This window comes from Hydrogenophaga sp. L76 (assembly GCF_057654755.1).
Genome location: NZ_CM172807.1, coordinates 3,214,361 through 3,240,172, shown reverse-complemented (window position 1 = coordinate 3,240,172; position 25,812 = coordinate 3,214,361). Strand labels below are relative to the sequence as shown.

The following is a 25,812-nucleotide window of genomic DNA, read 5'->3' as shown; positions in this document are numbered from 1 at the left end:
GCCCCTTATTTCACGACTGGCTGTGCGCCAGACAAACCCGCGCGCACCGGGTCCAGCGCCACGCGGTCGCCAGCTTTCAGACCGGCCAGGACCTCGACGCCGGCCGCCCCGTGCGAGGCACCGGTGCGCACCGCGCGCAGCGCGAAGCCCGCGGGCTGGCCCTCGCCGCGGGTGGCCACCACGTACACGCCGGTGAGTTCGCCGCGGCGCAGCAGCGCCGACTCGGGCACCACCAGGCGCTGGTTGTCGAGCTGCCCCGTGCCGCCGACAAAGCGCACACGCACCTGGCGTCCGGGCACCTGGCTGGCGCCGTCGGCCGCGCTCAGGTCGAGCCGCCATTCAACCGTCTGCGACACCGGGTCTGCTGCGGGCAGGCTGGTCTTGCTCGCGGGCGCCACCCACTGGCTGGTCCCCGGCAGCTGCACCTCGACGCGCTGCGCCTGCTGGGCCAGCGTCTGCATCGAAGCCGGCACATGCACCACGGCGCGGATCGGCTGCGGCGCGTAGACCGTCAGCACCGGTGTGCCGGGCATGGCCAGCCCGCCGGCTTCGGCGTGCGTCTGCAGCACCCAGCCGTCGTACGGTGCGGTCAGGCGCGTGAAGCCCTGGGCCACGCTCGCCTGCGTCTGGCCGGCGCGGGCGGCCGCGGCACCGGCCTGCGCCGCCTTGTACTGGGATGACGCCGTGTCCAGCGCGGCCTGGGCCATAAAGCCCTGGGCACGCAGTTCGCGCGTGCGTTCGAAGTGTGCCTTGGCGTTGGCGAGGTTGGCATCGGCCTGGGCAAAACCCGCCTGGGCCTGCGCCACGCCCGCCTGGGTGGCTCGATCGTCGATCACGGCCAGCACCTGGCCGGCCTTGACGCGATCGCCGGCCTTGACCGACAGCGTGGCGATGCGGCCCGAAGCCTGGGCCGAAAGCACGCTCTGGCGCACGGCCTGCAGGCTGCCGTCCAGCTCCAGGCCAGCGCCCACAGCCTGCGCGCCCAGCGTCATCACCGGCACCTGGGGCCCGGCGACGGGCGTTGCCTGATCAGCCGCCCTCACCGACCCCGCCATCAGCACCGCCGCACCAGCGAGCAGGCTGAGCGACAGGGCGCCAATCACGAGTCGGCGCCGGGCAGGCTGCCACTGCGCCAGCGCGTGGGCGGTGGTTTTGAGGGGCTTTGAAACGGGTCGGGTGAAACGGGCGGGCATGGCTTTCTCCTATACGGGTCGTAGTATACACACATACCCCCTGGGGTACAAGATCTGCTCGAACCAGAAAACAGGATGTTGCGCCTTTTCTTTGACCGCCCGGCCCCTCAGCCGCCCGTGTCGATCACAGCGGGGGCGAAAACGGAACCCGCGGCGCCACCGCGCACAACAACTCATAAGCGATCGTGCCCGCCGCAGCGGCCACCTCGTCCACCGGCAGCGCCGCGCCCGTTGCCGAGCGGCCCCACAGCACCACCTCGGCCCCGATCCCGGCAGGCACGCCGGCCGCGTCCAGCGGTGACAGGTCCACCGCGAGCATGTCCATGCTGACACGGCCCAGCACCCGGGTGCGCACGCCCGCCACCAGCACCGGCGTGCCGGTGGGCGCGTGGCGCGGGTAGCCGTCGGCGTAGCCGCAGGCCACCACGCCCACCCGCATGGGGGCTTCGGCGGTGAACGCCGAGCCGTAGCCCACGGTGTCGCCCGGCTGCAGCTGCTGCGTGCCGATGAGCCGGCTGGCGAGGGTCATCGTGGGTTGCAGGTCCCAGCCCGCGGCGGTGTGCTCCGGGTAGTCGGGCGCGCAGCCGTACAGGGCGATGCCTTCGCGAACCCAGTCGCCGGCCAGCGTCGTCACACCGTCGCCACGCAGCGGGGTGCTGGCATGGCGCAGCAGGGCCGCGCTGTTGCACAGGGTGCGCTCACCCGGCAGGTCGGCGGTGGCCTGCTCGAACGCGGCCACCTGGTGGGCAATGCCGCGCGGACCGTCGGCGTCGCTGAAGTGCGTCATGAGCGAGATCTCTTCCACCTGCGGCAGCGCGTTCAGGCGCGCCCAGGCGGCGCGGAAGGCGGTGGGGGTGAAGCCGAGGCGGTTCATGCCGCTGTTGAGCTTGAGGAACACGCGGTGCGGCACCTGCGTCTTGTGGGCTGCGAGCCAGTCGATCTGTTCGATACAGTGCACCGCGTGCCACAGGTGCAGGCGCGAGCACAGTTCCAGATCGCGCGGTTCGAACACGCCTTCGAGCAGCAGGATGGGGCCGCGCCAGTCCAGCGCGCGCAGGCGTTCGGCCTCGGCCAGATCGAGCAGGGCAAAGCCGTCGGCCGAACGCAGCGCGTCAAAGCAGCGCTCGATGCCGTGGCCATAGGCATTGGCCTTGACCACCGCCCAGACCCGGGCATCGGGCGCACGCACGCGGGCCTGGTTCAGGTTGTGGCGCAAGGCTTCGGGGTGAACGGTGGCGAGGATCGGGCGGGGCATGGGCAGACAGTCAGGGGTTGAGTTGGGTTGGCCAAATGATGCTGGCCTGGGCCGGACACTGCGCGGGCGCAGACAGCGAGAATGGGTCATTCACACGCTTTTGTATTACATACTGTCACAAATGGCGTGCTATAACCGCCGACACTGGAGACCGGTCGCAAGACTTTCGCACGAAACAGCCGCACAGGACCAGGCGCACCCAAGGCCCGGCACACAAAATCACCTCCATGAAGCGCGGCATCTACACCATCATGACGGCGCAGTTTTTCAGCTCTCTGGCTGACAACGCGCTGTTTGTGGCCGCCATCGAGTTGCTGCGCACACGCGGCGCACCCGAATGGCAGAGTGCGGCACTGGTGCCGCTGTTTGCCCTGTTTTACGTGGTGCTGGCGCCTTTTGTGGGCGCGTTCGCCGACGCAAAACCCAAAGGCCAGGTGATGTTCATCAGCAACGCCATCAAGGTGGCGGGCTGTCTGCTGATGCTGGCAGGTGTGCACCCACTGCTGGCCTACACGTTGGTCGGCCTGGGTGCCGCAGCCTATTCACCCGCCAAATACGGCATCCTCACCGAACTGTTGCCACCTTCGCAACTGGTCAAGGCCAACGGCTGGATCGAGGGTCTGACCATCGCTTCCATCATCCTGGGCGTGCTGCTGGGCGGACAGCTGGTGGCGCCCTGGATTGCTGACCGCCTGCTGGCGATTGATCTGCCGCTGCTGCACACCGGCATCACGCACCCGGCCGAAGCGGCGATCGGCGCGCTGGTGTTCATCTATGCCATCGCGGCCTGGTTCAACACCCGCATCCCGCTGACCGGCGTGACACCCCGCCACATGCCCAAGAACCCGCTGGCCCTGCTGCCCGACTTCTGGCGCTGCAACAGCCGGCTCTGGCGCGACCACCTGGGCCAGATCTCGCTCTCGACCACCACGCTGTTCTGGGGCGTCTCGGGCAACCTGCGCTACATCGTGCTGGCCTGGGCCGGCGCGGCGCTGGGCTACAGCACCACGCAGGCCTCGTCGCTGGTGGGCGTGGTGGCGCTGGGCACCGCCGTGGGCGCGGTGGTGGCCTCGATGCGCATGCGGCTGGACCAGGCCACCCGCGTGATGCCGCTGGGCATCGCCATGGGCGTGCTGGTGATCCTGATGAACTTCATCGACAACGTCTGGGTCGCGGCACCCTTTCTGGTGCTGCTCGGTGGCCTGGGGGGGTTCCTGGTGGTGCCGATGAACGCCCTGCTGCAGCACCGGGGCCACAACCTGATGGGGGCGGGCCGTTCCATCGCCGTGCAGAACTTCAACGAACAGGCCTGCATCCTCGGTCTGGGCGCGCTCTACAGCTTCTCCACTGCGGCCGGCCTGTCGGCCTTCGCCGCCATCACCGCGTTTGGTCTTGTGGTCGCGGGTTTCATGTGGCTGATCATGAAGTGGCACCAGCACAACCAGCGCACGCACCCGCACGAACTCGAACGCCTGATGGAGATCGCCCGCCGCGACGATCTCCATGGGTGACGCGCCCTCAGGCGCGGCGCGGGGTTCAGTAACTGATATTGGTCTGCTCAAAGCCGTCCAGGTTGACCAGGCGGTGCTGAGCCAGCACCTTGTAGAGCTCACCCTCCCCCACCGAGCGGGAGAGGTAGGCGTCGCTGCCGGCCAGACCGGCTTTCAGGCGGTCCATGGTGCCCGCACTGGGCGCAAACATCACCACCACCGGACTCTGCCCGTTGGGCAGCCTGCGCTGCTTGGCGCTGCGACAGATCTGATAAGCGTCGGGCTCCCCATTGAGCCGGTCAATGATCACCAGCCGGTAGGGGTGGGCCTTGAGCATGGCCAGGGACTGAGCAGCCTCGCGCGACCAGTCAATGGACAGGTTGTAGCGTTTGAGGCGCTTGTGGAGGATGCGGCCTTCGACCAGGCTTTCAGCCACCAGCAGCACGTCACCCCGCCTGACCTCGGGCACGGGCGACCGGGTGTGTTCGGCCGCTGCGCGTGTGGAGCGCGAGGACGTCGAGCGGGCGCCGGCAGCGGGCGTTGGCAACACATCCAGGCCCCCAAAGTCGGTCAACCCCATCACGCCGGGCCGAGGCATGCGGGAAGGGCGCGCCTCGATCGCCGGGCGAGCAGGCGTCGCGGAGGTGGGGGTCTGGGGAACGGGCGCCTCACGGCTGCGTTCCATGCGCTGCGTGGCCGGGAACTCCGTTTCGAACGAGGGCGGCCGAAGCCGGGCAGCGGGCACCAACGGGACTTTGCGGCTGTCCGCCGGCTCGGTGGCTGCGAAACCGCGATCGGCGCCCTGACGGGGTGACACCGGAGTTGTGGCGTTGGCGCGAGCCGCGGCCGGCCGCCTCAGACCCACCAGCTCATCCATCGCCGCCAGCACCGACACCAGCCTGACGGGTTTGCGCTGCAGGGGCCAGCCAGTGTCCCCGTCGTTGTGTCCCACCAGCAGCACCTTGCCCGGCAATTCCGCATCGCACACGAGGTGAAGGGCCTGGGTGTTGTCGGCGTTGACGATCAGGATCTGGGCATCCATCACCTCGTCCTGCACGGTGTAAGCGGGTGGCCGGCGGGCGGCCAGCTGGAAAAACGACTCGAAGGTCGCCGACTCGTTCTGTGCGAAACCCACCAGGGCCACCGTATACGCAACTGCCATTCAAACGTCTCCACTGAAGACAAAGTAACTACCCGCCTGAAGAGTATGCCCGCTTCGGTGCGCCCCCGGGCAAGCCGGCACACGAATGGTTCATCGCCGCGATCCCGTTCCCCTCCCGTGCACAAGACCACCTCGATCTGCCATAGTGAGCCCTGGTTTACAGGAGCCTCCATGCCCACCATCTACGACTTCGAAGCCCAGTCCATCGACGGAAAGCCGGTCGCCCTTGAGCAGTTTCGCGGCCGTCCGATGCTCATTGTCAACACCGCCAGCGCCTGCGGTTTCACGCCGCAGTTCGGTGGCCTGGAGCAGCTGCACCAGACCTACGGCGCGCGTGGCCTGGTGGTGCTGGGCTTCCCGTGCAACCAGTTTGGCAGCCAGGACCCCGGCAGCAATGAAGACATCGCCACCTTTTGCCAGCGCAACTTCGGCGTCAGCTTCCCCATGATGAGCAAGATCGACGTCAACGGCCCCGAGGCCCACCCGCTCTACCAGTGGCTCAGCGCCGAGGCCCCCGGTCTGCTGGGCAGCAAGGCCATCAAATGGAACTTCACCAAGTTCCTGGTGGGCAAGGACGGGACGGTGATCAAGCGTTACGCGCCGCAGGACGCACCCGAGAAGCTGGCGAAAGACATTGAAGCCGCGTTGGGATAGACCCCGAGTGGGGGAGCCTATATCCAGTTCAGCAGCCAGCCCGCCACCAGCGGCAAGGCCACCGCGCTGAACAGCGCCGTGAGCCCCATGGCCAAGCCGGCGAAGGCGCCCATCTCTTCGCTCACCAGAAACGCCCGCGCGGTGCCGATGCCGTGCGCCGCGGTGCCGAGCGCGAAGCCGCGCACCGTGGGGTCCTGGATGCGCAGCGCGTCCAGCACATAGCGCGCACTGGCCGCACCGAGGATGCCGGTGCACACCACGAGCACGGCGGTGAGCGTGGGCAGGCCGCCGATCTTTTCGGCAATGCCCATGGCCACGGGCGCCGTGACCGACTTGGGCGCGAGCGAGGCGATGGTGGCCTTGGATGCGCCGAGCGCCCAGCCCACGCCGATGGCGGTGACCGTGGCGGCCAGCGTGCCCACCACCAGCGCGCCCGCCATGGGCAGCCACAGGCGCTTCACGCGCGCGAGCTGCTGGAACAGCGGCACAGCCAGCGCCACGGTGGCCGGACCGAGCAGGAAGTGCACGAACTGCGCGCCTTCGAAGTAGGTGGCGTAGGGCGTGCCCGTGGCCCAGAGCAGCGCGCCGAGCACGATGACCGACAGGGCGACCGGGTTGGCCAGCGGATGGAAGCCGCTTTTGCGGTAGGCCACGAAAGCGCCGTGGTAGACCAGCAGCGTGACCGTCAGCCCCAGCAGCGGCGAAGCGGAGAGATAGACCCAGACATCGGCCAGGCGGCCGACGGCCACACCAGCGAGTGGCAGACCTTCGTTCATGCCGTGTCGTGATCAGAGGGTGGCGACACGCGCTTCATCAACCACGCCATGGTGAGCGCCGCGCTGGCCAGGCCCACCAGCGTGCTGAGCACCAGCGCCACGCCGATGGCCAGCGCCTCGTCGCCCAGGCGCTGCAGGTGCAGCATCACACCGACACCCGCGGGCACGAAGAGCAGCGAGAGGTGTTGCAGCAGGGTCTGCGCCGTGGGCTGGATGGCGCCGAGCAGCGAGGGTCGCAGCACCAGCGCGAGCAACAGCAGCGCCATGCCCACCACCGGGCCCGGCACCGGCGCCGCCAGCGCGCGCACCAGCGCCTCGCCGATGAGCTGGAACACGAGCAGGGTGGCGAGCGCGGGGATCATCAGCCTCTCAGAGCAGCTCTTTCGGGATGTTGCCGCCGTTGGCCGCGATATGGCCCAGCACATTTTTGTGCAGCCACATGTTCATCTGGGCGGAATCGGCCATCTTGTCGTCGGGGCAGTACAGCTCCTTGGCCAGCTCCTTGCGCGCGGCCAGGCTGCTGTCCAGGCCCAGCAGCTTGAGCAGATCGACGATGGAGGTCTTCCAGTTGAGCTTCTCCGGGTGGTTGGCGGCCTTCTCCGTCAGCAGGGCAACCACGTCCACCATGGTGATGGAATTGACCACGGGCTCGGCCGGAGCCGCGGCGACCGGAGCGGGTGCTGCGGCGGGAGCCGGCGCAGCCGCAGGGGGCGGTGTGATGACGGGCGCAGCAGCGGCCTCTTTCATACCCAACTTTTCCAGGATGTTGCTGAAGAAACCCATGTCAAATCTCCAATGGCGTCGTGAACACAAAGCACGGCGCCAGACGCTGATGGCACCGCAGCCCCAGCTTATCGCTGTATGGCGACAGAGGCGTTACTTATTTGTATCGCCCTGGCAGCGGGGTGCGGGGGACAGGCCGGTGCCTGTGCGGAAATGCCCGCCGGTGTCAGGCCAGCGCCTCATCCAGCAGCTCGACCCAGTGCCGCACCGGCGTGGCCGTGCCGCTCTGCAGGTGCGTGATGCAGCCGATGTTGGCGCTGGTGATCACGTCGGGCCGCAGTTCGCTCAGGTGGCCGAGCTTGCGGTCGCGCAGCTGGTACGACAGCGTGGGGTTGAGCACCGAATACGTGCCCGCCGAGCCGCAACACAGGTGCGCCTCGTTCTTCGCCACCATCACCGTGAAACCCATCGCCGACAGGTGCTGCTCCACACCGCCCTTCAGTTGCTGACCGTGCTGCAAGGTGCAGGGCGGGTGAAAGCCGATCACCTTCTTCGCGTCGGGTTGCTTCGCCAGCTTGGGCTTCAACACCGGCACCAGCACAGGCAGCAGCTCGCTCAGGTCCTGGGTCAGCTCGCTGATGCGCGCGGCCTTGGCCGCGTAGGTCGCGTCGTACTGCAGGATGTGGCCATATTCCTTCACCGTCACGCCGCAGCCCGAGGCGTTCATCACGATGGCCTCGACACCGGCCTCGACGTGCGGCCACCAGGCGTCGATGTTGGCGCGCATCTGTGCCATGCCGCCGTCCTGGTCGTTCAGGTGGAACTTCACCGCGCCGCAGCAGCCCGCCTTGGGCGCGATCACGGTCTGGATGCCGGCCGCGTCGAGCACGCGCGCGGTCGCCGAGTTGATGTTGGGCATCATCGCCGGCTGCACGCAACCCGCGAGCATCAGCACCTTGCGCGCATGGGTCTGCGTCGGCCAGCGCCCGGCGTCCTGCTTGGCGGGCACCTTGTTCTTCAGCGAAGCCGGCAGCAGCCCGCGCACCAGTTGCCCCATCTTCATGGCCGGGCCGAACAGCGGCGAAGGCAGACCTTCCTTGAGCAGCCAGCGCACCGCTTTTTCGCCCGCCGGGCGCGGCACTTTTTCGTCCACGATCTTGCGGCCTATGTCGATCAGGTGGCCGTAGTCCACGCCGCTGGGGCAGGTGCTTTCGCAGTTGCGGCAGGTGAGGCAGCGGTCCAGGTGCAGCTGGGTCTTGCGCGTCGGCTCGGCGCCTTCGAGCACCTGCTTCATCAAATAGATGCGGCCCCGCGGACCGTCGAGCTCGTCGCCCAGCAGCTGGTAGGTCGGGCAGGTGGCGGTGCAGAAACCGCAGTGCACGCACTTGCGCAGGATGGCCTCGGCGGCGCGACCATCGGCGCGCGCCTGGTATTCGGGGGAGAGGTTGGTTTGCATGTGAGATCAGCCCTTTGAAACTGGGCGCCGGGCCGCCCCAAGCCGGGTTTGCACCCCCTTGGGGGGCAGCGACCCGCTCGGCGGCGGAGCGAGGGGGCTCATGTTCTGCCGGGGTTGAAGAGGCCTGCCGGGTCGAACTCGGCGCGCAGGCGTTGCGTGATGGTGTCGATGACGGCTGTCTGGCGGTCGAAGCGAGGCACACCGGGCGCTCCGTCGGCTCCGGCACGGAACAGCGTGGCGTGGCCGTTCACCGCCGCGGCGGCGTTGCGGATTTCAGCAGCGGCCGACGCCGGTGCCCACAGCCAGCGCTGCGCGCCATGCCATTCGATCAATTGCGCATACGGCAAGGCAAGGACGGGTGCGGTCTGCGGCACGGAGAGGCGCCACAGGCAAAGATCGGGCGCGGGGGCGTTGAAGAACGGCAAGGTCTGGTCCCGGCAGGCGGCCCAGTCGGGGCCTGTCTCGGCGTTGTCCATGCGGTTGCCGCCCGCTTCGCGCGCCAGCCGCTCGCAGGCAGCTTCCACCGCCGCCACCGCGCCGCGCAGGCGCAGGAACAGCAGCTCGGGCGCGTCGGCCTGGGTCTGATCTTTTACCCAGCAGCTGGCGTTCAACGGCAGCGGCTGGCCGCCCCAGCGGTGCAGCTGTTCCAGCGCATCGTTCTGCCCCAAAGAGAACACGAGCGTGGCTTCGGCCGGCGCCACCGGCAGCACCTTGAGCGAGATGTCGGTGAGGATGCCCAGCGTGCCCATCGAGCCGGCCAGAACACGGCTGACGTCGTAACCCGCCACGTTTTTCATCACCTGGCCACCGAAGGTGAGCCACTCGCCCCGGCCGTCGATGAACTGCACGCCGAGCACGTAGTCGCGCACACCGCCGGCGCTGGCGCGCGCCGGGCCGGCCAGCCCGGCGGCGACCGCGCCACCGATGGTGGACGCGGAGCCAAAGCGCGGAGGTTCAAACGGCAGGCACTGGCCCTGTTCGGCGAGCGCCGCTTCCAGCTCGATCAGCGGCGTGCCGGCCCGCACCGTCACCACCAGCTCGCTCGGCTCGTGGCTCACGATACCGGCCCACCCGGTGGTGGACAGGGTCTCACCCGCGACGGGCTGACCGTAAAAGGCCTTGGTGTCGCCACCGATGATGCGCAGGGACCGGCGCGCAGACGCAGCGGCGCGCACCTGGTCGATCAACTGGCGGGGGGATTCGGTGGGGCTGTAACTCATGGCCGCCATCGTAGCGGCCACACCGATGCGGGTTTTGAATTTTTTGCACGCGGCGCTGCAAATGCAGCGCAAGGGCCCGGCAGGGCGACTACCGCGTGTACCCGAGGCACATGCCCGCATTGGGCCGGCCCTTGCACTCGCGTTTGAGGCGTTTTTCCCGCGCCGCGGGTTTCTCGCTGGAGGGCGCGTCGACGAAGGTGACCTTGCTCGGGGGCTTCTGGCCACCAGAACTCCCTGGGGCCTGGCCCGTCGCGGCCATCGCGATGGGCGTGATCGCCGTCAATACAAAAACGAACGATCCGGTCGCGATCCGACCGGTCCACCCGCGTGACAGTGCCTGGGACATGGTTTCCTCCTGATGTTGTGGTGTCCTGCCACGATGATACGGAGCAAAACGAAAAAAACCCCGTGTGCCTTGCGGCAGCACGGGGTCAACATCCAAAGGAGACTCTGGGTTGCAACGCGGTGGCGACGGTCGGTGAACCTTGTCGCGCGCCGCGCTGGAACCGTTCAGCGGTTGTAGGCGGTTTCGCCGTGGGACGTGATGTCCAGACCTTCGCGTTCGGCTTCTTCCGAGACGCGCAGACCCATGATCAGGTCAACAATCTTGTAGGCGATGAAGGCCACGACGCTGGACCACACGATGGTGATGACCACGCCTTCGGCCTGGATCAGCAGCTGGCTGGCGATGGAGTAGTCGTCGCCCTTGACGCCGCCGAGCGAGCCGGCCGAGAACACGCCGGTCAGCAAGGCACCGACGATGCCGCCGACGCCGTGCACACCGAACACGTCGAGCGAGTCGTCCGCGCCCAGCATCTTCTTGAGGCCCGAGACGCCCCACAGGCACAGGAAGCCAGCCACCAGGCCGATGACGATGGCACCCATGGGGCCCACGGTTCCGCAAGCCGGGGTGATGGCGACCAGACCCGCGACCGCACCGGACGCGGCGCCCAGCATGGAGGCCTTGCCCTTGCCCAGCGTCTCACCCACACACCAGGCCAGCACGGCGGCGGCGGTGGCGAACAGGGTGTTGATGAAGGCGAGCGTGGTGCCGCCGTTGGCTTCCAGGTTGGAGCCGGCGTTGAAGCCGAACCAGCCCACCCACAGCAGCGAGGCACCGACCATGGTCAGCGTCAGGCTGTGAGGCGCCATCGATTCCTTGCCGTAGCCGATGCGCTTGCCCAGCACGTAGGCACCGACCAGACCGGCCATGGCGGCGTTGATGTGCACCACGGTGCCGCCGGCGAAGTCCAGCGCGCCCTTGTCGAACAGGTAGCCACCGGTACCCCAGACCATGTGGGCGATCGGGATGTAGCTGAACGTGAACCAGATGGCGCAGAACAGCAGCACGGCGCCGAACTTGATGCGCTCGGCGAACGAGCCCACGATCAGCGCGCAGGTGATGCCGGCGAAGGTGCACTGGAAGGCGATGAAGATGTACTCGGGGATCATCACGCCAGCGGTGAACGTGGCGGCGAGCGAGTCGGGCGTGATGCCCTTCAGGAACACCTTGTCGAGGTTGCCGAAGATCAGGCCCTCACCACCGAACGCCAGGCTGTAACCGTAGACGGCCCACAGCACGGCGATCAGCGAGAAGACGACCATCACCTGCATCAGCACCGACAGCATGTTCTTGCTGCGCACCAGGCCGCCGTAGAACAGGGCCAGGCCGGGCACGACCATCAGCAGCACGAGGATGGTGGAGATCATCATCCAGGTCACGTCGCCCTTGTCGACGGTTTCCTTGACGGCCTCTTCAGCGGGTGCCGCTTCAGCAGCAGCAGCAGGGGCTTCAACAGCCGGCGCGTCGGCCGCGGGTGCCGCATCGGCAGCCGGTGCTGCGACAGCGGCCGGCGCTTCGGTCGTGGTCTGGGCCACGGCGTTCAGGCCACCAAAAGCCAGTCCAACGCCCAACAACAGGGTTGCAAGTAGTTTTTTCATGTTGATGATCTTTCTTGTGCAGGGCGTTGATCAGAGCGCTTCTTTGCCGGTTTCACCGGTGCGGATGCGAACCACCTGTTCGAGGTCGGTGACGAAAATCTTGCCGTCGCCGATCTTGCCGGTGCGTGCGGCGCCTTCGATGGCTTCGATCACGCGGTCCACGAGGCCGTCGTCCACGGCGGCTTCGATCTTCACTTTGGGCAGAAAGTCGACCACGTACTCCGCGCCGCGGTACAGCTCGGTGTGGCCCTTCTGGCGGCCGAAGCCCTTGACTTCGGTGACGGTGATGCCTTGCACGCCCATGCTGGAAAGCGCTTCGCGCACTTCGTCCAGCTTGAACGGCTTGATGATGGCTGAAACCATTTTCATGCTGTGATTCCTCTTCTAGTACGTGGTGCTCACGCCGTGAGGCATGCACCGGGGCTGACACGGGCAGTGCTGGCCACGAGGGCTGACACCACTTTGGATGCGGACTGTTTCATGGCAGCGCCATGGTCTTGATTCAATCGCTTACACCCCCAAGCACGGACCGTGCCAACCGCGTTCCGATCGGATCGTGCCGCGGCGTACCGCGCTGTCGTGAAAACACCGCGCAACGCCAGCGGGGTGGCCGGCGGATCGGCGGCCTGTGCCATGATGGGCGCGCTCGTGCCGACTGGGGTGGCGGTCACCACCGAACCCAGGCACCAAATTTGTGCATCGAAGTTCCAACGCCCGGAGAGGCGCTTCAGGACTGCCGTGCACCGAAACAGGGAGGAAATTCAGATGAGTCTGTCATTGGTGCACAGCCGTGCGCTGCTGGGCCTGGAAGCCCGTCCGGTGCAGGTGGAAGTCCACCTCGCCAACGGCCTGCCCAGCTTCACGCTGGTGGGTCTGGCCGACACGGAGGTCAAGGAAGCGCGCGAGCGCGTGCGTTCGGCCATCGCCAACGCCGGGCTCGAATTCCCCAGCAACAAGCGCATCACCGTCAACCTCGCCCCGGCCGATCTGCCCAAGGACTCGGGCCGCTTCGACCTGCCGATCGCGCTCGGCATCCTCGCCGCCAACGGGCAGATCAATGCCTCCCGGCTGGCAGGTTGGGAGTTTGCGGGCGAACTCTCGCTGGGCGGCGAGCTGCGCCCGGTGCGCGGCGCCCTGGCCATGAGCCTGGCGCTGCACCGGGACGCCAACGCCGCGACGGCGGCACAGTCCAGATTGGTGCTGCCGCCCGGCAGCGCCGAAGAAGCCGCGCTGGTGCCGCAGGCGAAGGTGTACCGCGCCCGCCACCTGCTGGACGTGGTGGCGCAGTTCCTGCCCGAAGGCGCCGCGGGCGGCGAGGCGCCTCCCGACGACGGCGGCTGGACGCGCTTGGCGCCGACGCAGATCGGCCAGACCGTGGCCTACGCCGATCTCGCCGAAGTGAAAGGCCAGGCCGCGGCCAAACGCGCGCTGGAGATCGCGGCGGCCGGCGGACACAGCGTCCTGATGGTCGGGCCGCCCGGCTCGGGCAAGAGCATGCTGGCCCAGCGCTTCGCCGGCCTGCTGCCGCCGATGAGCGCGTCGGAAGCGCTCGAATCCGCCGCGGTGGCCTCGCTCGCCGGGCGCTTTCGTCTGGACCACTGGGGGCAGCGCCCCACCTGCGCACCGCACCACACGGCGAGCGCCGTGGCGCTGGTGGGCGGGGGTTCGCCACCGCGGCCGGGTGAAATCTCGCTCGCGCACCACGGGGTGCTCTTCCTCGATGAACTGCCCGAATACCCCAGGGCCGCCCTGGAGGCTCTGCGCGAACCGCTGGAGAGTGGCCACATCCGCATCTCGCGCGCGGCCATGCAGAGCGAGTTTCCGGCGCGCTTCCAGCTGGTCGCCGCCATGAACCCGTGTCCCTGCGGCTTTCTGGGCCACCCCACCCGCGCCTGCCGCGACACGCCCGACCAGATCTCGCGCTACCAGGGCAAGCTCAGCGGCCCGTTGCTGGACCGCATCGATCTGCACGTCGAGGTGCCCGCCCTGCCGCCGAACGATCTCCTGCACGGCGTGGCCGGTGAACCGAGCGACGCGGTGCGCGAGCGTGTGGTGGCTGCGCGCGAGCGCGCCCAGGTCCGGCAGGGTTGCACCAACCAGGCGCTGGCCGGCCAGGCATTGGACCAGCACATCCTGGCCGATGCCGCGGCCCTCAAGTTTCTCAACACCGCCGCTGCCCGCCTGGGCTGGAGCGCGCGCAGCACCCACCGCGCGTTGCGCGTGGCGCGCACCATCGCCGACCTCGCCGAGGCGGACACGGTGGGTGTGGGGCATGTCGCCGAGGCGGTGCAATACCGGCGGGCACTGCGGCAGGGAAGCTGAGCCGCCGGTGGCCGGATGGCCGACTGGCGACATCAGTGGCGCCGTGGAGCCGGAGGCGCCCTCCCTTCACACGCGTCAGGCACTGCGCGGCAGCACCGTCAGCACGCGCACGATGAAGGCGTGCAGGTCGGTCATGTCGTCCTGCAGGAACTGCTTCGTGCCCTCGTCGGTAACCTCGCCATCGGCCGTGATGAGAGCGGGCTTGAACTGGACGACTTCGGCAATCGCCTGTTTGAAGGCGCGTGCCACCGGCGGGCAGTCGGCGTCGTAGTCCGATCTGTAGAGCGGCAGATCCTTGATCGCAATCTCGCTCAGCACCAGCTCGGGCGGAGCGACCTTCACCAGCGCATTGGCGAGCAGGCGGTTGATCGACTTCGATGCAAGGCTGCCGAGAAGTATCCGACCTTGTAGGTGGCCATGGGGCGCTCCTGTGAAGTGGGGGTGGAGCCTGCTTGCACACCGAGGCCGGCCTGCCTCCAAGGCGCGACAGCGGCAGGCCACCGGTCAGCGATCTGTCAGCACCGGCATCGTGGAATGCGTCAGCACCTTCTGGGTTTCACCCTGAAGCAGGTTGCACCACTTCAGCCACAGTGCTGAGGCTGGCGCACCATGCAAAACGGCGCCCGAAGGCGCCGCGGCTTCGCTGAGACCGACAGCGACTCACTCGATCTTGAGCCCGGTCTGTGCGATCAGGTTCTTGAAGAATGCCGTTTCCTCACGGATGCCGCGCCCAAAGGCTTCGGCTCCCTTGTAATCCGGGTACTGGCTGAACTGGGCCATCAGGGCACGGGCGTCCGGTGCATTGACCGCCTTGCCGACTTCGGCGTCCATGCGGGCAATGATCGCCGGCGGCGTGCCACGCGGGGCAAAAACGCCGAACCAGGTGCCTCCGGGTATGTCCAGTTTCTGCTCGCGCAGCGTGGGAACGGCCGGCAGCTCGGGGTGGCGCTCGGGGCTGGTCACGGCCAGCGCCTTGAGGTTGCCCGACTTGATCTGGGCCAGCGCCACCGGGTCGTAGATCACGTCGATGCGCCCGCCCAGCAGGTCGGCCAGCGACTCGGCAGATCCTTTGTACGGCACATGGGTGAGCTGGATGCCGGTCTTGAGGTGCACGATCTCGCCGTTGATGTGCGTGGCCGTGCCCGCCCCGACCGAGCCGAAGTTCAGCTTGCCGGGGTCCTTCTTCGCCAACGCAATGAATTCGGCCATGGTGTTGGCCGGTAGATCCTTGCGTGCGGCCACCAGACCGTAGCTGCTGGACATCATGGCGACCGGCAGCAGGTCCTCCAGGGGGTCATAGGGCACCTTGCGCAACAGGGGGGTCAGGTTGACCACGGCATTGGGCGTCATCAGGAAGGTATAGCCATCGCCGGGACTTCGTGCGGCCTGCTGGGCGCCGATCGCGCCACCGGCGCCGGCCTTGTTCTCGATCACCAGGCTCTGGCCCAGGCTTGCCGCGACCTTGCTGCTGATAAGCCGTGCGATGGCATCGGCGTTGCCACCGGCCGGGTACGGCACGATGACCTTGATGGGCTGGGCTGGCCAGGCGGCCTGAGCCTGGGCTCCGGCGGCGGCCAGCGCGGCCGTCAGGCCCACGGCCGTCAGCATGCCCAGACGGGTGAAGCGGGAAGTGACTTGCAGCAGTTTCATGGTTCGGGATCTTTCTTTGGTTCGATAACGTCGGTGCCAGGCTTTCGGCCTCTCAGTCCTCGGCATTCAGGCCGATGGCGGGCAGCAGTTCGCCGTAGAAGCGGAAGTCGTTGTCTACCCCGCGCATCAGTTCGGCCGGCGAGCCCCAGGCGGGCATGGCGCTGATGCGCTGCATGCGTGCCTGCGTGTCCGGCTCGGCCAGGGCGCGCTCCAGCGCCTTTTCCAGCTTGTCGGCAATGGCCTTGGGTGTGCCGGCGGGTGCAAACAGCCCCCACGACGCGCCGGTGGGCCGCTTCACCTGCAGCCCGGTCTCGGGCAGGCTGGGCACGTTGGGCAGCTCGGGATGGCGCTTGTCGGAGAAAGCAAACAGCGCCACGGCCCGCGCGCCCTTGGCCAGTTGCACGGTGGTGCCGTCGATCAGGAAGTCGATCTGCCCGCCCGTCAGCGCCGCCGCCGCGTCGGCCGAGCCCTTGAAGGGAACGTGCAGCATGTCGATGCCGGCATCGCGCTTGATGATTTCACCAGCGATATGCCCGAAGGACGACAGGCCGGCCGATCCATACGTCAGCTTGCCCGGGTTGGCCTTGGCGACGCGGACCAGATCCGCCAGCGTGGCCACGCCCAGGTCCTTTCGCGCAGCCGCCACCGCCACGTAGTCGGCAATCGCGCCCAGCGGTTCGAAGCTGCGCTTGGGATCAAAAGGCAACTTCTTGCGCAGGTGCGGCAGCACGGTGAAGGCCGTGATCGCGCCGAGTAGCAGCGTGTAGCCATCAGGGGCGGCGCGTGCCACCAGTTCGGTGCCGATCTGGGTCGTGCCGCCGGGTTTGTTGTCCACGATGATGGTAGCGTTGAGCTGGGCAGCGACCCGCTCGGCCACGATGCGGCCCAGGTTGTCGCTGTTACCGCCCGGTGGGTAAGGCACCACCAGCTTGATCGGCCGGCTGGGCCAGTTGTCCTGCGCGAAGGCCAGGCGTGTTGCGGGCAGGGCCAGCAGCAGGGCGGTGGCGTGGCGGCGTGAAATGGAAAGGGTCATGGTGCGGGTTCTTTCTTTCAGGTGGAGGTTCATCGGCCCTGGAAACTGGGGCGGCGCTTTTCCTTGAAGGCCCGCAGCGATTCCTCGGCGTCGGCGCTGTCGCGCACGATGGCGAGGTCGCGGTTGGCCCGGGCCATGCGCTCGGACGGGCCCTGCGGCAACACGCCCTCGTTCACAAAACGCTTGAGCGTCCTGAGCACCAGGGGCGAGAAGGTGGCAATCTCGCGCGCCATGGCCAGCGCACGCTCCACCTGCTGCCCGGTGGGAACGATTTCGTTGGCCAGGCCCACGTGGTAGGCACGCTGTGCGTCCAGCGTCTTGCACAGCAGGATCATCTCCATGGCCACCTTGTGCGGGATGCGCGCGGCCAGACCGGCGATCATCCCGCCGGTGAACCCCACGGCCGCCTCGGGGTAGGAGAACTTCGCGTTGTCGGCGGCGACCAGCAGGTCGCACATCATCACCAGCACCAGGGCCCCGCCGACGCAGTGCCCGCCCACGGCGGCAATCACGGGCTTTTCAGTGGTGATACCCACCGTGGGAATGCAGCGCCAGAGCTCGGGAATGTTGGTGAGGTCAGCGCCACCGGAAAAAGCAGCGTCACCGGTGCCCGTGACGACGGCCACACGCTGGCTGTCGGTGGCGTCAAAGGCGGCGAAGGCCTGTTGCAGTTCGATGGCCGTGGTGGCGCAGATGGCGTTGCGCTTTTCCGGGCGGTTGATGGCGATCAGCGTGGTGCCGTCGGGGAAATCGGTGACGGAGACTTTTTCCATGAAGGATTCCTTGCGTCGTGAATGGGCAGTGGAAGGGTGAAGGTTCAGACGACGCCGACCTGGTGCAGGCGGGCCACCTCGGCCTCGGGGTAACCGAGTTCGGACAGGATCTCGTCGGTGTTGGCGCCCGGCAGCACGGCCGGCCGGTCGATGCCGCCGCTGCCATGCGCCAGGGTGAAGGCGGGCCCGACCAGTTGCACCGGGCCGTGGGGGGTTGCGGTCTCGCGCAGCAGGCCGCGATGCACCACCTGCGGATGCGCCAGGATCTCCGGCAGGGTGTACACGGTGGCGCAGGGCACGTCGGCGGCGGTCAGGCGTTGTTCCCAGACCTTGGGGTCGCCGCCATCCATCGCGCTTTCGATGATCTCGCGCAACACCTGGGCGTTCTCGGTACGGGTGAACCAGTCGGCAAAGCGCGCGTCGTCCAGCAGGTCGGCACGCCCCAGGGCTTCCAGCATCTTGTTGAACTGCTTGTCGGTCAGCACCGCCAGCACGATGAAGCCATCGCCGCAGCGGAAGCGGTCCGCGGTAGGCTTGCGGCTCACCGAGCGGTTGCCGAACTGGGTGTGCCGGAAACCATCCACCGTGTACTCGGCCACAGGCAGGCTGAGAAAGTTCAGCATCGAGTCCAGCATGGACACGTCCACGAACTGCCCTTCGCCGGTGTGCGTGCGCTGGTAGAGCGCCGTGGCCACGGCGAACGCTGCCATCATGCCGGCCGTCACGTCGGCGGCGGCAAAGCCAGCGCGCATGGGACCGCCCTCGGGGTCTCCCGTAAGCGACATCAGTCCGGACATGGCCTGGATCTTGCCGTCGAAGCTGGCCGTGCCCCGCTCGGGCCCGGTGCTGCCGAAGCCGGAGATGGCGCAGTAGATCAGGCGCGGGTTGAGTGCGCTGAGCTGCTGGTAGCCCATGCCCAGGCGCTCCAGCACGCCGGGGCGGAAGTTCTCGCAGACCACGTCGGCCTCGGCCGCCAGTTTGTGGATGATCTCCACGGCCTCGGGCTTGGACAGGTCCAGCACCATGCTGCGCTTGTTGGCATTGACGGCCATCCAGCCGGGTGACAGACCGCGATCCGACCAGGTCTTGGACACCGGTGACAGGCGCATGCCGTCCCCGCCCTGCGGCTCGATCTTGATCACATCGGCGCCCTGCAGCGCGAGCTGGAACGTGCCAAAGGGGCCGGCCAGGTAGTGGGTGAAGTCCAGGATGCGGACGTTGGAGAAGGCTTTGGCGTTGTTCATGGGTCGGGCTTTCAGGCGCGCAGTGCGGCCAAGTAATCGGTCATGCGTTGTTTCAGTCCGGGCCGCGCAGCGGAGGCCACCAGTTCGTCCATGTCACGCCCGGCGGCATCGGCCCGGGTGAGTCGCCGGATGGCGCCGGCGGTGGTGCGGTCGATGGGTCCGGGCAGGTGCTCGCGCCATGCCTCGGCGAGGTGCTCCGCCTCCACGAGGTCCGTGGCCAGCCCCGCCGCGCAGGCGGCCCCGGCATCGACGTGGGCGCTGTCGAGCACCCAGCGGCGCGCGGCGTCGCCACCGACTCGCTCGGCCAGCCGCCGCGTGCCCAGCACGATGCCGAAGCGCGCGCCGGGAAAACGGAAGCTGGCTCCTGGCGTGGCCAGGCGCAGCTCGCAGGCGGCAAACAGGTCGGCGCCCGCGCCCCAAGTGCGACCCTGCGCCAGCGCGATGGTGCGGATGGGCGCCTGCCAGACGGCCTGCAGCAGTTGCTCCACTCGCACGAAGCGCTGCAGCAGGTCGGCCTCGCTGCTGGTGGCCAAGTCGGAGAGATCGAAGCCGGTGCAGAAATGCGCGCCGCTGGCCTGGAACACCAGGCTGTCGACGCCGGGGTCGCTGCTGAGTTGCAGCACCTGTTCCAGCAACGCGTCCACCAGCTCGACCGACAGCGCGTTGCCTCGCGCGGGACGGTCCAGCGTCAGCACCGCCGTGCGGTCATGCCGTTCGTGCCGCAGCATCAGGACACCGCCTTGCGGGCTTCGGCCGAACGGTCCCACAGGTTGGGCACCACGGTGGACGAGTAGCCCGAGACGAAAGGCCGTTCCACGCCATCGGCGTCGAGCAGGCTGCGGTGGATCGCGCCAATGTTGCCGCCATAGACGTGGATGCTGATCGAGGACTGGCCCTCCAGCGCATTGCCCACGCGGTGCCAGTCGCCCACCGTGGGCGAGACGGCCTCGATGGCCCCGGCCTTCAGCGCGTGGGTCAGGCCCGTGGAGCGCACGCCGTCGGCCGTGGGCTCGAACTCGTCGCAGGTCTCCTGCCCGCGCAGCACGCCGACCACGCCCCAGACGGTGTGGTTGTGGACCGGCGTGCGCTGCCCCGGCCCCCAGACAAAGCTCACCACGGAGAAACGCTCCAGCGGATCGCAATGCAGCAGGTGCTGGGCGTAGGTGCCCTGGCCGGGCTGGGCAAAGGCCTCGGGCAGCCAGCGGTCACTGGCGATCAGTTGGGCCATCAGCGTTCGGACCTGCGGCAGCAGCGCGCCCTCGGGCAGGTCCTGCCCGACCAGCGCGGTCATGCCAGCCACGAACTCGCGCAGCGGGCGGATGGTGTCGGTCTCGGTGTCCGTCGGGTTCGTCATGGCTCAGTCTTTCCGGAGCAAGGCCTTGAGGGCCTCGGTGTCTTCGCCCAGGGCGGGCGGACGGGTTTCGTGCGGGATGGGTTCGCCGTTGATGCGGATCGGCGAACCCACGGTACGCGTGGCGCGGCCATTGGGCAGCGTCATGTCGCGCACCAGCTGCAGGTGCACGGTCTGCGGATCGGCCAGGGCCTCGGCATAACCGTTGATCGGCGCGCTGGGCACGCCGGCCGCGGCGAAGTGTTCGAGCCAGTGGGCCACGGGCCGCGCCGCGAAGGGACCGTCGAGCAGCGCCTTCAGGGCCGCCTGGTTGGCGGCGCGCAGCGTGGGGGTGGTGAAGCGCGGGTCGTCGAGCAGTTCGGCCGTGCCGACGACATCGCACACCGAACGCCACAGCTTGTTGTTGCCCGCGGCGATCGCGAACCAGCCGTCGCTGGCCTGGTAGGCCTGGTAAGGCGCGTTGCGCGGATGGGCCGACCCCAGCTTGCGGGGGTTCTGGCCGGTGCCGAAATACTCGCTGGTCTGCAACGCCGAGATGGCGATGGTCGCGCCGACCATCGGCACGTCGATCCAGCCGCCCGGACCACCGGCGCGCACCCGGCTGAGCATGGCGCTGATCGCATAGGCCGCATACAGCCCGGAAGCAAAGTCGGCGATCGGCACGCCAGCCTTGACCGGTGCGCCGTCGGGCTCGCCCGTGACGCTCATGACGCCGGCACCGGCCTGGATGGTCAGGTCGAACCCGCCTTCGGCTCCGCGCGGGCCGTCCTGCCCGTAGGCCGAGATCGAGCAGTAGATCAGCGACGGCTTGCGCGAAGCAAACCAGTCCCAGTCCAGCCCCAGGCGCCGCATCACGCCGGGGCGCGTGTTCTCGACCAGCACGTCGGACCGCAGCACCAGGTCGCGCGCCAGGTCGCGGTCCACGGGATTCTTCAGGTCCAGCACCACCGATTTCTTCCCCCGGTTGATGGAGGCGAAGTTCTCGCTGTAGCCCTGGGTCAGCGGTGGCCACTGGCGCATGGCATCGCCCTCGGGCGGCTCGACCTTGGTGACCGAGGCGCCGAAGTCGGCCAGCAACATGCCGCAGAAGGGCCCCGCGGCAACCTGGCAGAACTCGACCACCTGGACACCTTGCAGAAGTGGGAGTGCACCGGTCATCGGGACACCTGCCTGCGCGCCACATCGGGTTGGCGCATCCGGATTGAGATTGGAGGATTCATGCCGAAAATTTACGGCGTTCCCAAATAAGGGACAAATGTTCCGTTTTGTAGAACTTTATAGAATTTGCATATGCACCGAACATCTGAACGAACCACCGGATCTGCCACCGGGAGGGTGGGGCCATGAACAACACGCTGATCAAGGGCCTGGCACTGCTGGAGGTCGTGGCCCGCGCGCAAAGGCCCCTGGGCGTCACGGAGCTGGCAGCACAGCTGGGCATCGCCAAGAGCCATGCGCACCGCCTGCTGCAGGGGCTGGTCGAGCTGAAATACGTACAGCACGACCCGGCCACCCGGGGTTACGCCGCGTCGGTGCGGCTGTGGGAACTGGGCAGCTCGGTGCTGGAGGGGCTGGACCTGCGGCGGATTGCTCAGCCGTACATGGAGGCCCTGCTGGAGCAGACGCGTGAGACCGTCCACCTGTCGGTGCTGGATGGCGCCGAAGTCGTGTACGTGCACAAGATCGAGAGCCACGAACCGGTGCGCGCCTACAGCCAGATCGGCGGCCGCGCGCCAGCGCATTGCGTGGCCACGGGCAAGGCCCTGCTCGCCTGGCTGGGCGCGGCGCGCTTGGCCGATCTGGCGAGCGGCATCGAGCGCTACACGCCCCGCACCATCGTTGAAGAAGCGGCCTTCCTGCGCGAGATGGATCGGGTGCGCAAGCAGGGCTACGCCGTCAACCGCGGCGAGTGGCGCGAGAGCGTGGGCGGAATTGGCGCACCGATCCGCGACATCCAGGGCCATGTGATCGCCGCCGTCGGCATCTCGGGCCCCATCGCGCGCATCAAGCCGTCCATGTTCAAGGCCCTCGCAGGCCCGGTGGTGGCGGCGGCACAGTGCATTTCCGTGGGCCTGGGGGCCAACCCCCTGGCCAACCAGCAGCTCTGGAACACCTGAGCATGTGGCGCGCCCCCTGGAACCGTGCCCGGCGCCTCGCCCCGGGCCTGCTGCTGTGCGCCGTGGTGGCGCTGTCGGCCACCTTCGTGGCCGAGCACTACGGTGGCCCTCAGCTGCTCTATGCCCTGCTCATCGGCCTGGCCTTTCACTTCCTCTCGCGCGACCCCAAAATCCGGCCTGGCATCGATTTCTGCGGGCGCACCCTGTTGCGCGCCGGCGTCGCCCTGCTGGGCCTGCGCATCACGTTCACCCAGATCTCCGCCCTGGGCTGGGGCACCGGCGCACTCACCGCCCTGGGTGTGGTCTCCACCATCGCCCTGGGCCTGTTGCTGGCCCACCTGCTGCGCCGCCCGGTGGCCGAGGGTCTGGTCTCAGGCTGCGCCGTGGGCATCTGCGGCGCCTCCGCCGCGCTGGCCGTCTCCTCCGTGCTGCCCCAGACCCGCGAGAACGAGCGCTTCACGCTGCTGGCCGTGGTCGGCGTGACGCTGTTGTCCACCCTTGCCATGGTGCTGTATCCCCTGGCTTCCTCCCTGATGGGCCTGACACCCGCACAAGCCGGCGTGTTCTTCGGCGCCACCATCCATGACGTGGCCCAGGTGGTGGCCGCCGGCATGATGCTGTCGAATGCGGGCGACACGGCCGCAGCCGACAGTGCCACCGTGATCAAGGTGTTCCGCGTGATGCTGCTGATGCCCGTGGTGCTGCTCGTGGCCATGGCGATGCGCCCGCCCGCCAGCGCCGCCGGTGCCGTCGACAAGGCGTCCGAAGACCTGTCGGTACCGCTGGTACCGGGTTTTCTGCTGGCGTTCATCGTGTGCATGCTGCTCGCCACTTCGGGTCTGGTACCTGCGGCGGTTTCCAGCACGGCCAGCCAGGCTTCACGCTGGCTGCTGGTGGTGGCGATTGCCGCGGCCGGGGTGAAGACCAGTTTCGAGGACCTGTTCCGGCTTGGCTGGATGCCCGTGGCCATGCTGGTCACCGAGACCCTGTGGATCGCGCTCTTCGCCGGTGCCGGGCTGTTGTTGATGGCGCGCCTGGGCTGAGCGCCGGCAGCTCGCGGGACCGGTGTCAGCGAAGCGCAGGTCGACCGCACCGCCACCCCCCGCAGAGACATTGCCTTCGATGTTCACGCCCTCTGGCAGGACAACGTGTTCGACTTCCGCCCCCCGACCTCGCCGAAACATCCGCTCGACACGCCCAGCACCCATGCCAGCACAAGGCCACCCACCATGACCATCGAACTCTCCAAAGAAGCCCGCCAGCAGGCGATCAGCTCCATCGAACGCTATTTCCGCGAACACATGGACGAGCCCATCGGCAACGTGGCCGCGGGTGGCTTGCTGAACTTCTTCCTGGAAGAGATTGGCCCCTGCGTCTACAACCGGGCGGTGGCCGATGCCCAGGAGCGCATGCTGGCCCGTACGCAAGAGCTGGACATTGACGTGCACGAGGACGAGTTCGGTTATTGGAAGGCCGCCGTCCGCCCCACGGGCCGCCGCACCTGAGGCGGCACCGGCCCCGCCCGCTACAGTCGGGGCCATGGACGCACCTGACACCGCCCTTCTCGACACCCTGAACGCCCGCCACGGGCTGCCCGGCCAGCTGCGGTTTGTCGCCGGGCCTGGTGGCCTGCCTTTCGCACACATCCACAACGCGCACGCCGAAGCACAGGTGTCGGTCTATGGCGGCCAGGTGTTGCGGTTCCGGCCGCGCGATGCCGTCAGCGACCTGCTGTTCGTGAGCGAACAAGCCACGTACCAGACCGGCAAGGCGATCCGGGGCGGCGTGCCGGTGTGCTGGCCCTGGTTCGGCGCCGACCCGCAAGCGCTGGGTCGGCCCAACCACGGTCTGGCGCGCACGCGCCTGTGGTCGGTGGCCAGCACGGCGGCCCTGCCGGATGGCGCCACCCGCCTCACCCTGGCGCTGACGGACACACCCGACACGCGTGCCATCTGGCCCCACGCCTTTGAGCTGACACTGGAGATCACGGTGGGCGCCGCGCTGCGGCTATTGCTGAGCACGCGCAACTCGGGCGAGGCACCCTTCGCCATCACGCAGGCGCTGCACACCTACCTCGCCGTGAGCGATGTGGCGCAAACCACCGTGAACGGGCTCGACGGCTGCCGCTACCTGGACAAGGCCGCCGGCGCCCACGGCGCGATCACACAGCAGCAAGGCGCGGTGCGCTTCGCGGGCGAAGTGGACCGCATCTACACCGGTGCACCCGCTGAACTGGACATCGTGGATGGCGCTTCAGGCCACACGCTGCGCATCAGCGCCGAGGGCAGCCGCACCGCCGTGGTGTGGAACCCGGGGGCGGCGCTGGCGGCCGGCATGGTCGACCTGGCGGACGGCGACTACCGGCGCTTTGTCTGCGTGGAAACCGCCAACGCGGCGGACGAGGTGGTGACGCTGCCGCCCGGCGGCGAGCACCGGCTGGTGGCCCAAATGTTCACTGTGCCGACGCGCTTCGGCGAGCCTCTTCCATCTCACGGAACCTGACGCAGGTCGGGTCGCGGGCAAACGACGCTTTGCCACACTCGCGCAGGCGGCACAGGTCCCGGGTGAAAAAGTTGCTGCTGCCGGCGCAGGCGAGTTCCACCGTGGCGGCCGGCGCCGCGGGCGGCGCGGCGGTTCCGCTTGTTGCCACCGCTGGCGTCGCCGCCGAGGGCTGTGGCGGCGATGCCGCTGTGGGTGCCGCCGGGGCTGCCGCTGCTGTTGCCGCCGCTGTGGCTTCGGCGCGGCGCCTGGCCAGCTCGGCGCGCCGGTGCTGCTCCGCCGCCGCGGCCGCGCGCTGTTGCTCCAGCGCGGCGGTGTGTGCCCGGTCCTCGCGCTCCAGGCGTTCCAGCGACAGCCGCAGGCGCTCGGCCTCCGAGAGGTGCGCCGCGTCGCCGGGCGCCGGTGAGGTTCCGGCGAGGTCCACCGTGACGAACCCTCCGGGGGCTGCCTGGGTCTGTGCCGGGGCCAGCGCCGCAGGTCCGTTCGCAGGCGCGGGTGCGGTGGCCTCGGGCGTGGCGGCCCGCGATGCCGACCCGCTGGTGTGGTTCAGCTTCCACCAGGTCCCGGCGCCCGCGAGCACCAGCACCAGCCCCCAGAGCACCACCTTTCGTTTCGCGGCACCCGCCGCCGGCAACGCCGGCATCGAGCGGTGCGACGCAGAAGCGGGCAACAGGGGCACGCCGCAGGCCTGGCAAAACCGGGCGTCAGCCGGGTTGTTCGTCTGACAGGCCGGACAGACGGGCTTCGAGGACCGGGCGCGCCTGCGCGCCGCGTGGGGCACGGCAACCGGTGCCAAGGGCGCAGTGCATCCCCGGCAAAACCTTGCCCTGTCCCGGTTCTCCGCACCGCACGCCTGACACACCACCATGGTTCATCCACCCACTGAAGCTCTTGGCGCTTTCTAGCATGGCGTGCGACAGGGGCACAACACGCCAGCGCGCCAGCGGGTGAAT

At 68.3% G+C, this 25,812-nt stretch carries 27 protein-coding genes and 1 pseudogene; 7 read left to right on the top strand and 21 right to left on the bottom strand.

Annotated features, from left to right (window positions below):
- Positions 1-5 precede the first annotated feature (5 nt).
- On the bottom strand, positions 6-1,193 hold the full coding sequence (locus tag AC23D4_RS15655) for an efflux RND transporter periplasmic adaptor subunit (protein ID WP_472888277.1): 1,188 nt from the start codon (positions 1,191-1,193) through the stop codon (positions 6-8).
- A gap of 124 nt (positions 1,194-1,317) precedes the next feature.
- Positions 1,318-2,448, bottom strand: a complete 1,131-nt coding sequence (gene alr / locus AC23D4_RS15650) for an alanine racemase (protein WP_472888278.1) — start codon at positions 2,446-2,448, stop codon at positions 1,318-1,320.
- Between the two features lie 227 nt (positions 2,449-2,675).
- On the opposite strand from alr, the gene lplT reads away from it, so the two are divergent.
- Positions 2,676-3,959, top strand: coding sequence for a lysophospholipid transporter LplT (lplT, locus tag AC23D4_RS15645; RefSeq protein ID WP_472888279.1), 1,284 nt, complete (start codon positions 2,676-2,678; stop codon positions 3,957-3,959).
- A gap of 25 nt (positions 3,960-3,984) precedes the next feature.
- Here the strand turns inward: lplT and AC23D4_RS15640 are convergent, their stop codons facing one another.
- Positions 3,985-5,100 (bottom strand): PleD family two-component system response regulator, encoded by a 1,116-nt coding sequence (locus AC23D4_RS15640; RefSeq protein ID WP_472888280.1) that lies wholly within the window; start codon positions 5,098-5,100, stop codon positions 3,985-3,987.
- Between the two features lie 171 nt (positions 5,101-5,271).
- On the opposite strand from AC23D4_RS15640, the gene AC23D4_RS15635 reads away from it, so the two are divergent.
- Positions 5,272-5,754: a glutathione peroxidase gene (locus AC23D4_RS15635; RefSeq protein WP_472888281.1), complete on the top strand. Its 483-nt coding sequence runs from the start codon at positions 5,272-5,274 to the stop codon at positions 5,752-5,754.
- 17 nt (positions 5,755-5,771) lie between these two features.
- Here the strand turns inward: AC23D4_RS15635 and AC23D4_RS15630 are convergent, their stop codons facing one another.
- The 8 genes from AC23D4_RS15630 to AC23D4_RS15595 all read right to left on the bottom strand — a co-directional run bounded on the left by AC23D4_RS15630 (position 5,772) and on the right by AC23D4_RS15595 (position 12,239).
- On the bottom strand, positions 5,772-6,530 hold the full coding sequence (locus AC23D4_RS15630) for an LrgB family protein (RefSeq protein WP_472888282.1): 759 nt from the start codon (positions 6,528-6,530) through the stop codon (positions 5,772-5,774).
- The gene (locus tag AC23D4_RS15625; protein ID WP_472888283.1) at positions 6,527-6,892 is read right to left on the bottom strand and encodes a CidA/LrgA family protein; all 366 of its coding nucleotides are present in this window, start codon (positions 6,890-6,892) and stop codon (positions 6,527-6,529) included. Before AC23D4_RS15625 ends, AC23D4_RS15630 begins: the two co-directional genes overlap by 4 nt.
- Before the next feature lie 7 nt (positions 6,893-6,899).
- On the bottom strand, positions 6,900-7,313 hold the full coding sequence (locus AC23D4_RS15620; protein ID WP_472888284.1) for a DUF3597 domain-containing protein: 414 nt from the start codon (positions 7,311-7,313) through the stop codon (positions 6,900-6,902).
- A 166-nt stretch (positions 7,314-7,479) separates the two neighbouring features.
- Positions 7,480-8,709 (bottom strand): glycolate oxidase subunit GlcF, encoded by a 1,230-nt coding sequence (glcF, locus tag AC23D4_RS15615; protein WP_472888285.1) that lies wholly within the window; start codon positions 8,707-8,709, stop codon positions 7,480-7,482.
- Positions 8,710-8,807: 98 nt separating this feature from the next.
- Positions 8,808-9,929, bottom strand: a complete 1,122-nt coding sequence (gene glcE, locus AC23D4_RS15610) for a glycolate oxidase subunit GlcE (RefSeq protein ID WP_472888286.1) — start codon at positions 9,927-9,929, stop codon at positions 8,808-8,810.
- Positions 9,930-10,017: 88 nt separating this feature from the next.
- Complete coding sequence (locus tag AC23D4_RS15605) at positions 10,018-10,275, bottom strand: hypothetical protein (RefSeq protein WP_472888287.1); 258 nt, start codon at positions 10,273-10,275, stop codon at positions 10,018-10,020.
- Positions 10,276-10,439: 164 nt separating this feature from the next.
- Positions 10,440-11,870 (bottom strand): ammonium transporter, encoded by a 1,431-nt coding sequence (locus AC23D4_RS15600; protein WP_472888288.1) that lies wholly within the window; start codon positions 11,868-11,870, stop codon positions 10,440-10,442.
- Between the two features lie 30 nt (positions 11,871-11,900).
- Entirely contained in the window at positions 11,901-12,239 is a 339-nt protein-coding gene (locus AC23D4_RS15595) for a P-II family nitrogen regulator (RefSeq protein WP_177136805.1), read from the bottom strand.
- Between the two features lie 396 nt (positions 12,240-12,635).
- Between AC23D4_RS15595 and AC23D4_RS15590 the strand changes: the two genes are divergently transcribed.
- Positions 12,636-14,192, top strand: a complete 1,557-nt coding sequence (locus tag AC23D4_RS15590; RefSeq protein WP_472888289.1) for a YifB family Mg chelatase-like AAA ATPase — start codon at positions 12,636-12,638, stop codon at positions 14,190-14,192.
- 75 nt (positions 14,193-14,267) lie between these two features.
- Here AC23D4_RS15590 and AC23D4_RS15585 read toward each other — a convergent pair whose 3' ends face one another.
- The 8 genes from AC23D4_RS15585 to AC23D4_RS15550 form a co-directional block, all read right to left on the bottom strand.
- Positions 14,268-14,534: a hypothetical protein gene (locus AC23D4_RS15585; RefSeq protein WP_472888290.1), complete on the bottom strand. Its 267-nt coding sequence runs from the start codon at positions 14,532-14,534 to the stop codon at positions 14,268-14,270.
- 318 nt (positions 14,535-14,852) lie between these two features.
- Complete coding sequence (locus AC23D4_RS15580; protein ID WP_472888291.1) at positions 14,853-15,842, bottom strand: tripartite tricarboxylate transporter substrate binding protein; 990 nt, start codon at positions 15,840-15,842, stop codon at positions 14,853-14,855.
- A gap of 52 nt (positions 15,843-15,894) precedes the next feature.
- A complete protein-coding gene (locus tag AC23D4_RS15575; protein WP_472888292.1) occupies positions 15,895-16,875 on the bottom strand; it encodes a Bug family tripartite tricarboxylate transporter substrate binding protein in 981 nt (326 codons plus the stop codon).
- 29 nt (positions 16,876-16,904) lie between these two features.
- Positions 16,905-17,648, bottom strand: a complete 744-nt coding sequence (locus AC23D4_RS15570; protein ID WP_472888293.1) for an enoyl-CoA hydratase/isomerase family protein — start codon at positions 17,646-17,648, stop codon at positions 16,905-16,907.
- Between the two features lie 44 nt (positions 17,649-17,692).
- A complete protein-coding gene (locus AC23D4_RS15565) occupies positions 17,693-18,892 on the bottom strand; it encodes a CaiB/BaiF CoA transferase family protein (RefSeq protein ID WP_472888294.1) in 1,200 nt (399 codons plus the stop codon).
- Positions 18,893-18,903: 11 nt separating this feature from the next.
- Positions 18,904-19,620, bottom strand: a complete 717-nt coding sequence (locus AC23D4_RS15560) for an enoyl-CoA hydratase/isomerase family protein (RefSeq protein ID WP_177134183.1) — start codon at positions 19,618-19,620, stop codon at positions 18,904-18,906.
- Positions 19,620-20,246 carry a cysteine dioxygenase family protein gene (locus AC23D4_RS15555; RefSeq protein ID WP_472888295.1) on the bottom strand — a complete coding sequence of 209 codons (627 nt, stop codon included), beginning with the start codon at positions 20,244-20,246 and terminating at the stop codon, positions 19,620-19,622. Before AC23D4_RS15555 ends, AC23D4_RS15560 begins: the two co-directional genes overlap by 1 nt.
- Before the next feature lie 3 nt (positions 20,247-20,249).
- A complete protein-coding gene (locus AC23D4_RS15550; protein WP_472888296.1) occupies positions 20,250-21,401 on the bottom strand; it encodes a CaiB/BaiF CoA transferase family protein in 1,152 nt (383 codons plus the stop codon).
- Between the two features lie 185 nt (positions 21,402-21,586).
- Between AC23D4_RS15550 and AC23D4_RS15545 the strand changes: the two genes are divergently transcribed.
- The 4 genes from AC23D4_RS15545 (at position 21,587) to AC23D4_RS15530 (ending at position 24,862) form a co-directional block, all read left to right on the top strand.
- The gene (locus tag AC23D4_RS15545) at positions 21,587-22,360 is read left to right on the top strand and encodes an IclR family transcriptional regulator (RefSeq protein ID WP_472888297.1); all 774 of its coding nucleotides are present in this window, start codon (positions 21,587-21,589) and stop codon (positions 22,358-22,360) included.
- A 2-nt stretch (positions 22,361-22,362) separates the two neighbouring features.
- Positions 22,363-23,403, top strand: coding sequence for a YeiH family protein (locus tag AC23D4_RS15540; RefSeq protein WP_472888298.1), 1,041 nt, complete (start codon positions 22,363-22,365; stop codon positions 23,401-23,403).
- A gap of 186 nt (positions 23,404-23,589) precedes the next feature.
- Positions 23,590-23,865, top strand: a complete 276-nt coding sequence (locus AC23D4_RS15535; RefSeq protein WP_472888299.1) for a DUF2164 domain-containing protein — start codon at positions 23,590-23,592, stop codon at positions 23,863-23,865.
- Between the two features lie 34 nt (positions 23,866-23,899).
- Positions 23,900-24,862, top strand: a complete 963-nt coding sequence (locus AC23D4_RS15530; protein ID WP_472888300.1) for a D-hexose-6-phosphate mutarotase — start codon at positions 23,900-23,902, stop codon at positions 24,860-24,862.
- Here the strand turns inward: AC23D4_RS15530 and AC23D4_RS15525 are convergent.
- Together AC23D4_RS15525 and AC23D4_RS15520 are read right to left on the bottom strand one after the other, a co-directional pair.
- Positions 24,813-25,538: a hypothetical protein gene (locus tag AC23D4_RS15525; protein WP_472888311.1), complete on the bottom strand. Its 726-nt coding sequence runs from the start codon at positions 25,536-25,538 to the stop codon at positions 24,813-24,815. The two genes, AC23D4_RS15530 and AC23D4_RS15525, sit on opposite strands and share 50 nt — an antisense overlap.
- A gap of 60 nt (positions 25,539-25,598) precedes the next feature.
- Positions 25,599-25,727 (bottom strand): annotated as a pseudogene (locus AC23D4_RS15520) (DUF7577 domain-containing protein); the annotation flags it as partial.
- Positions 25,728-25,812 lie beyond the last annotated feature (85 nt).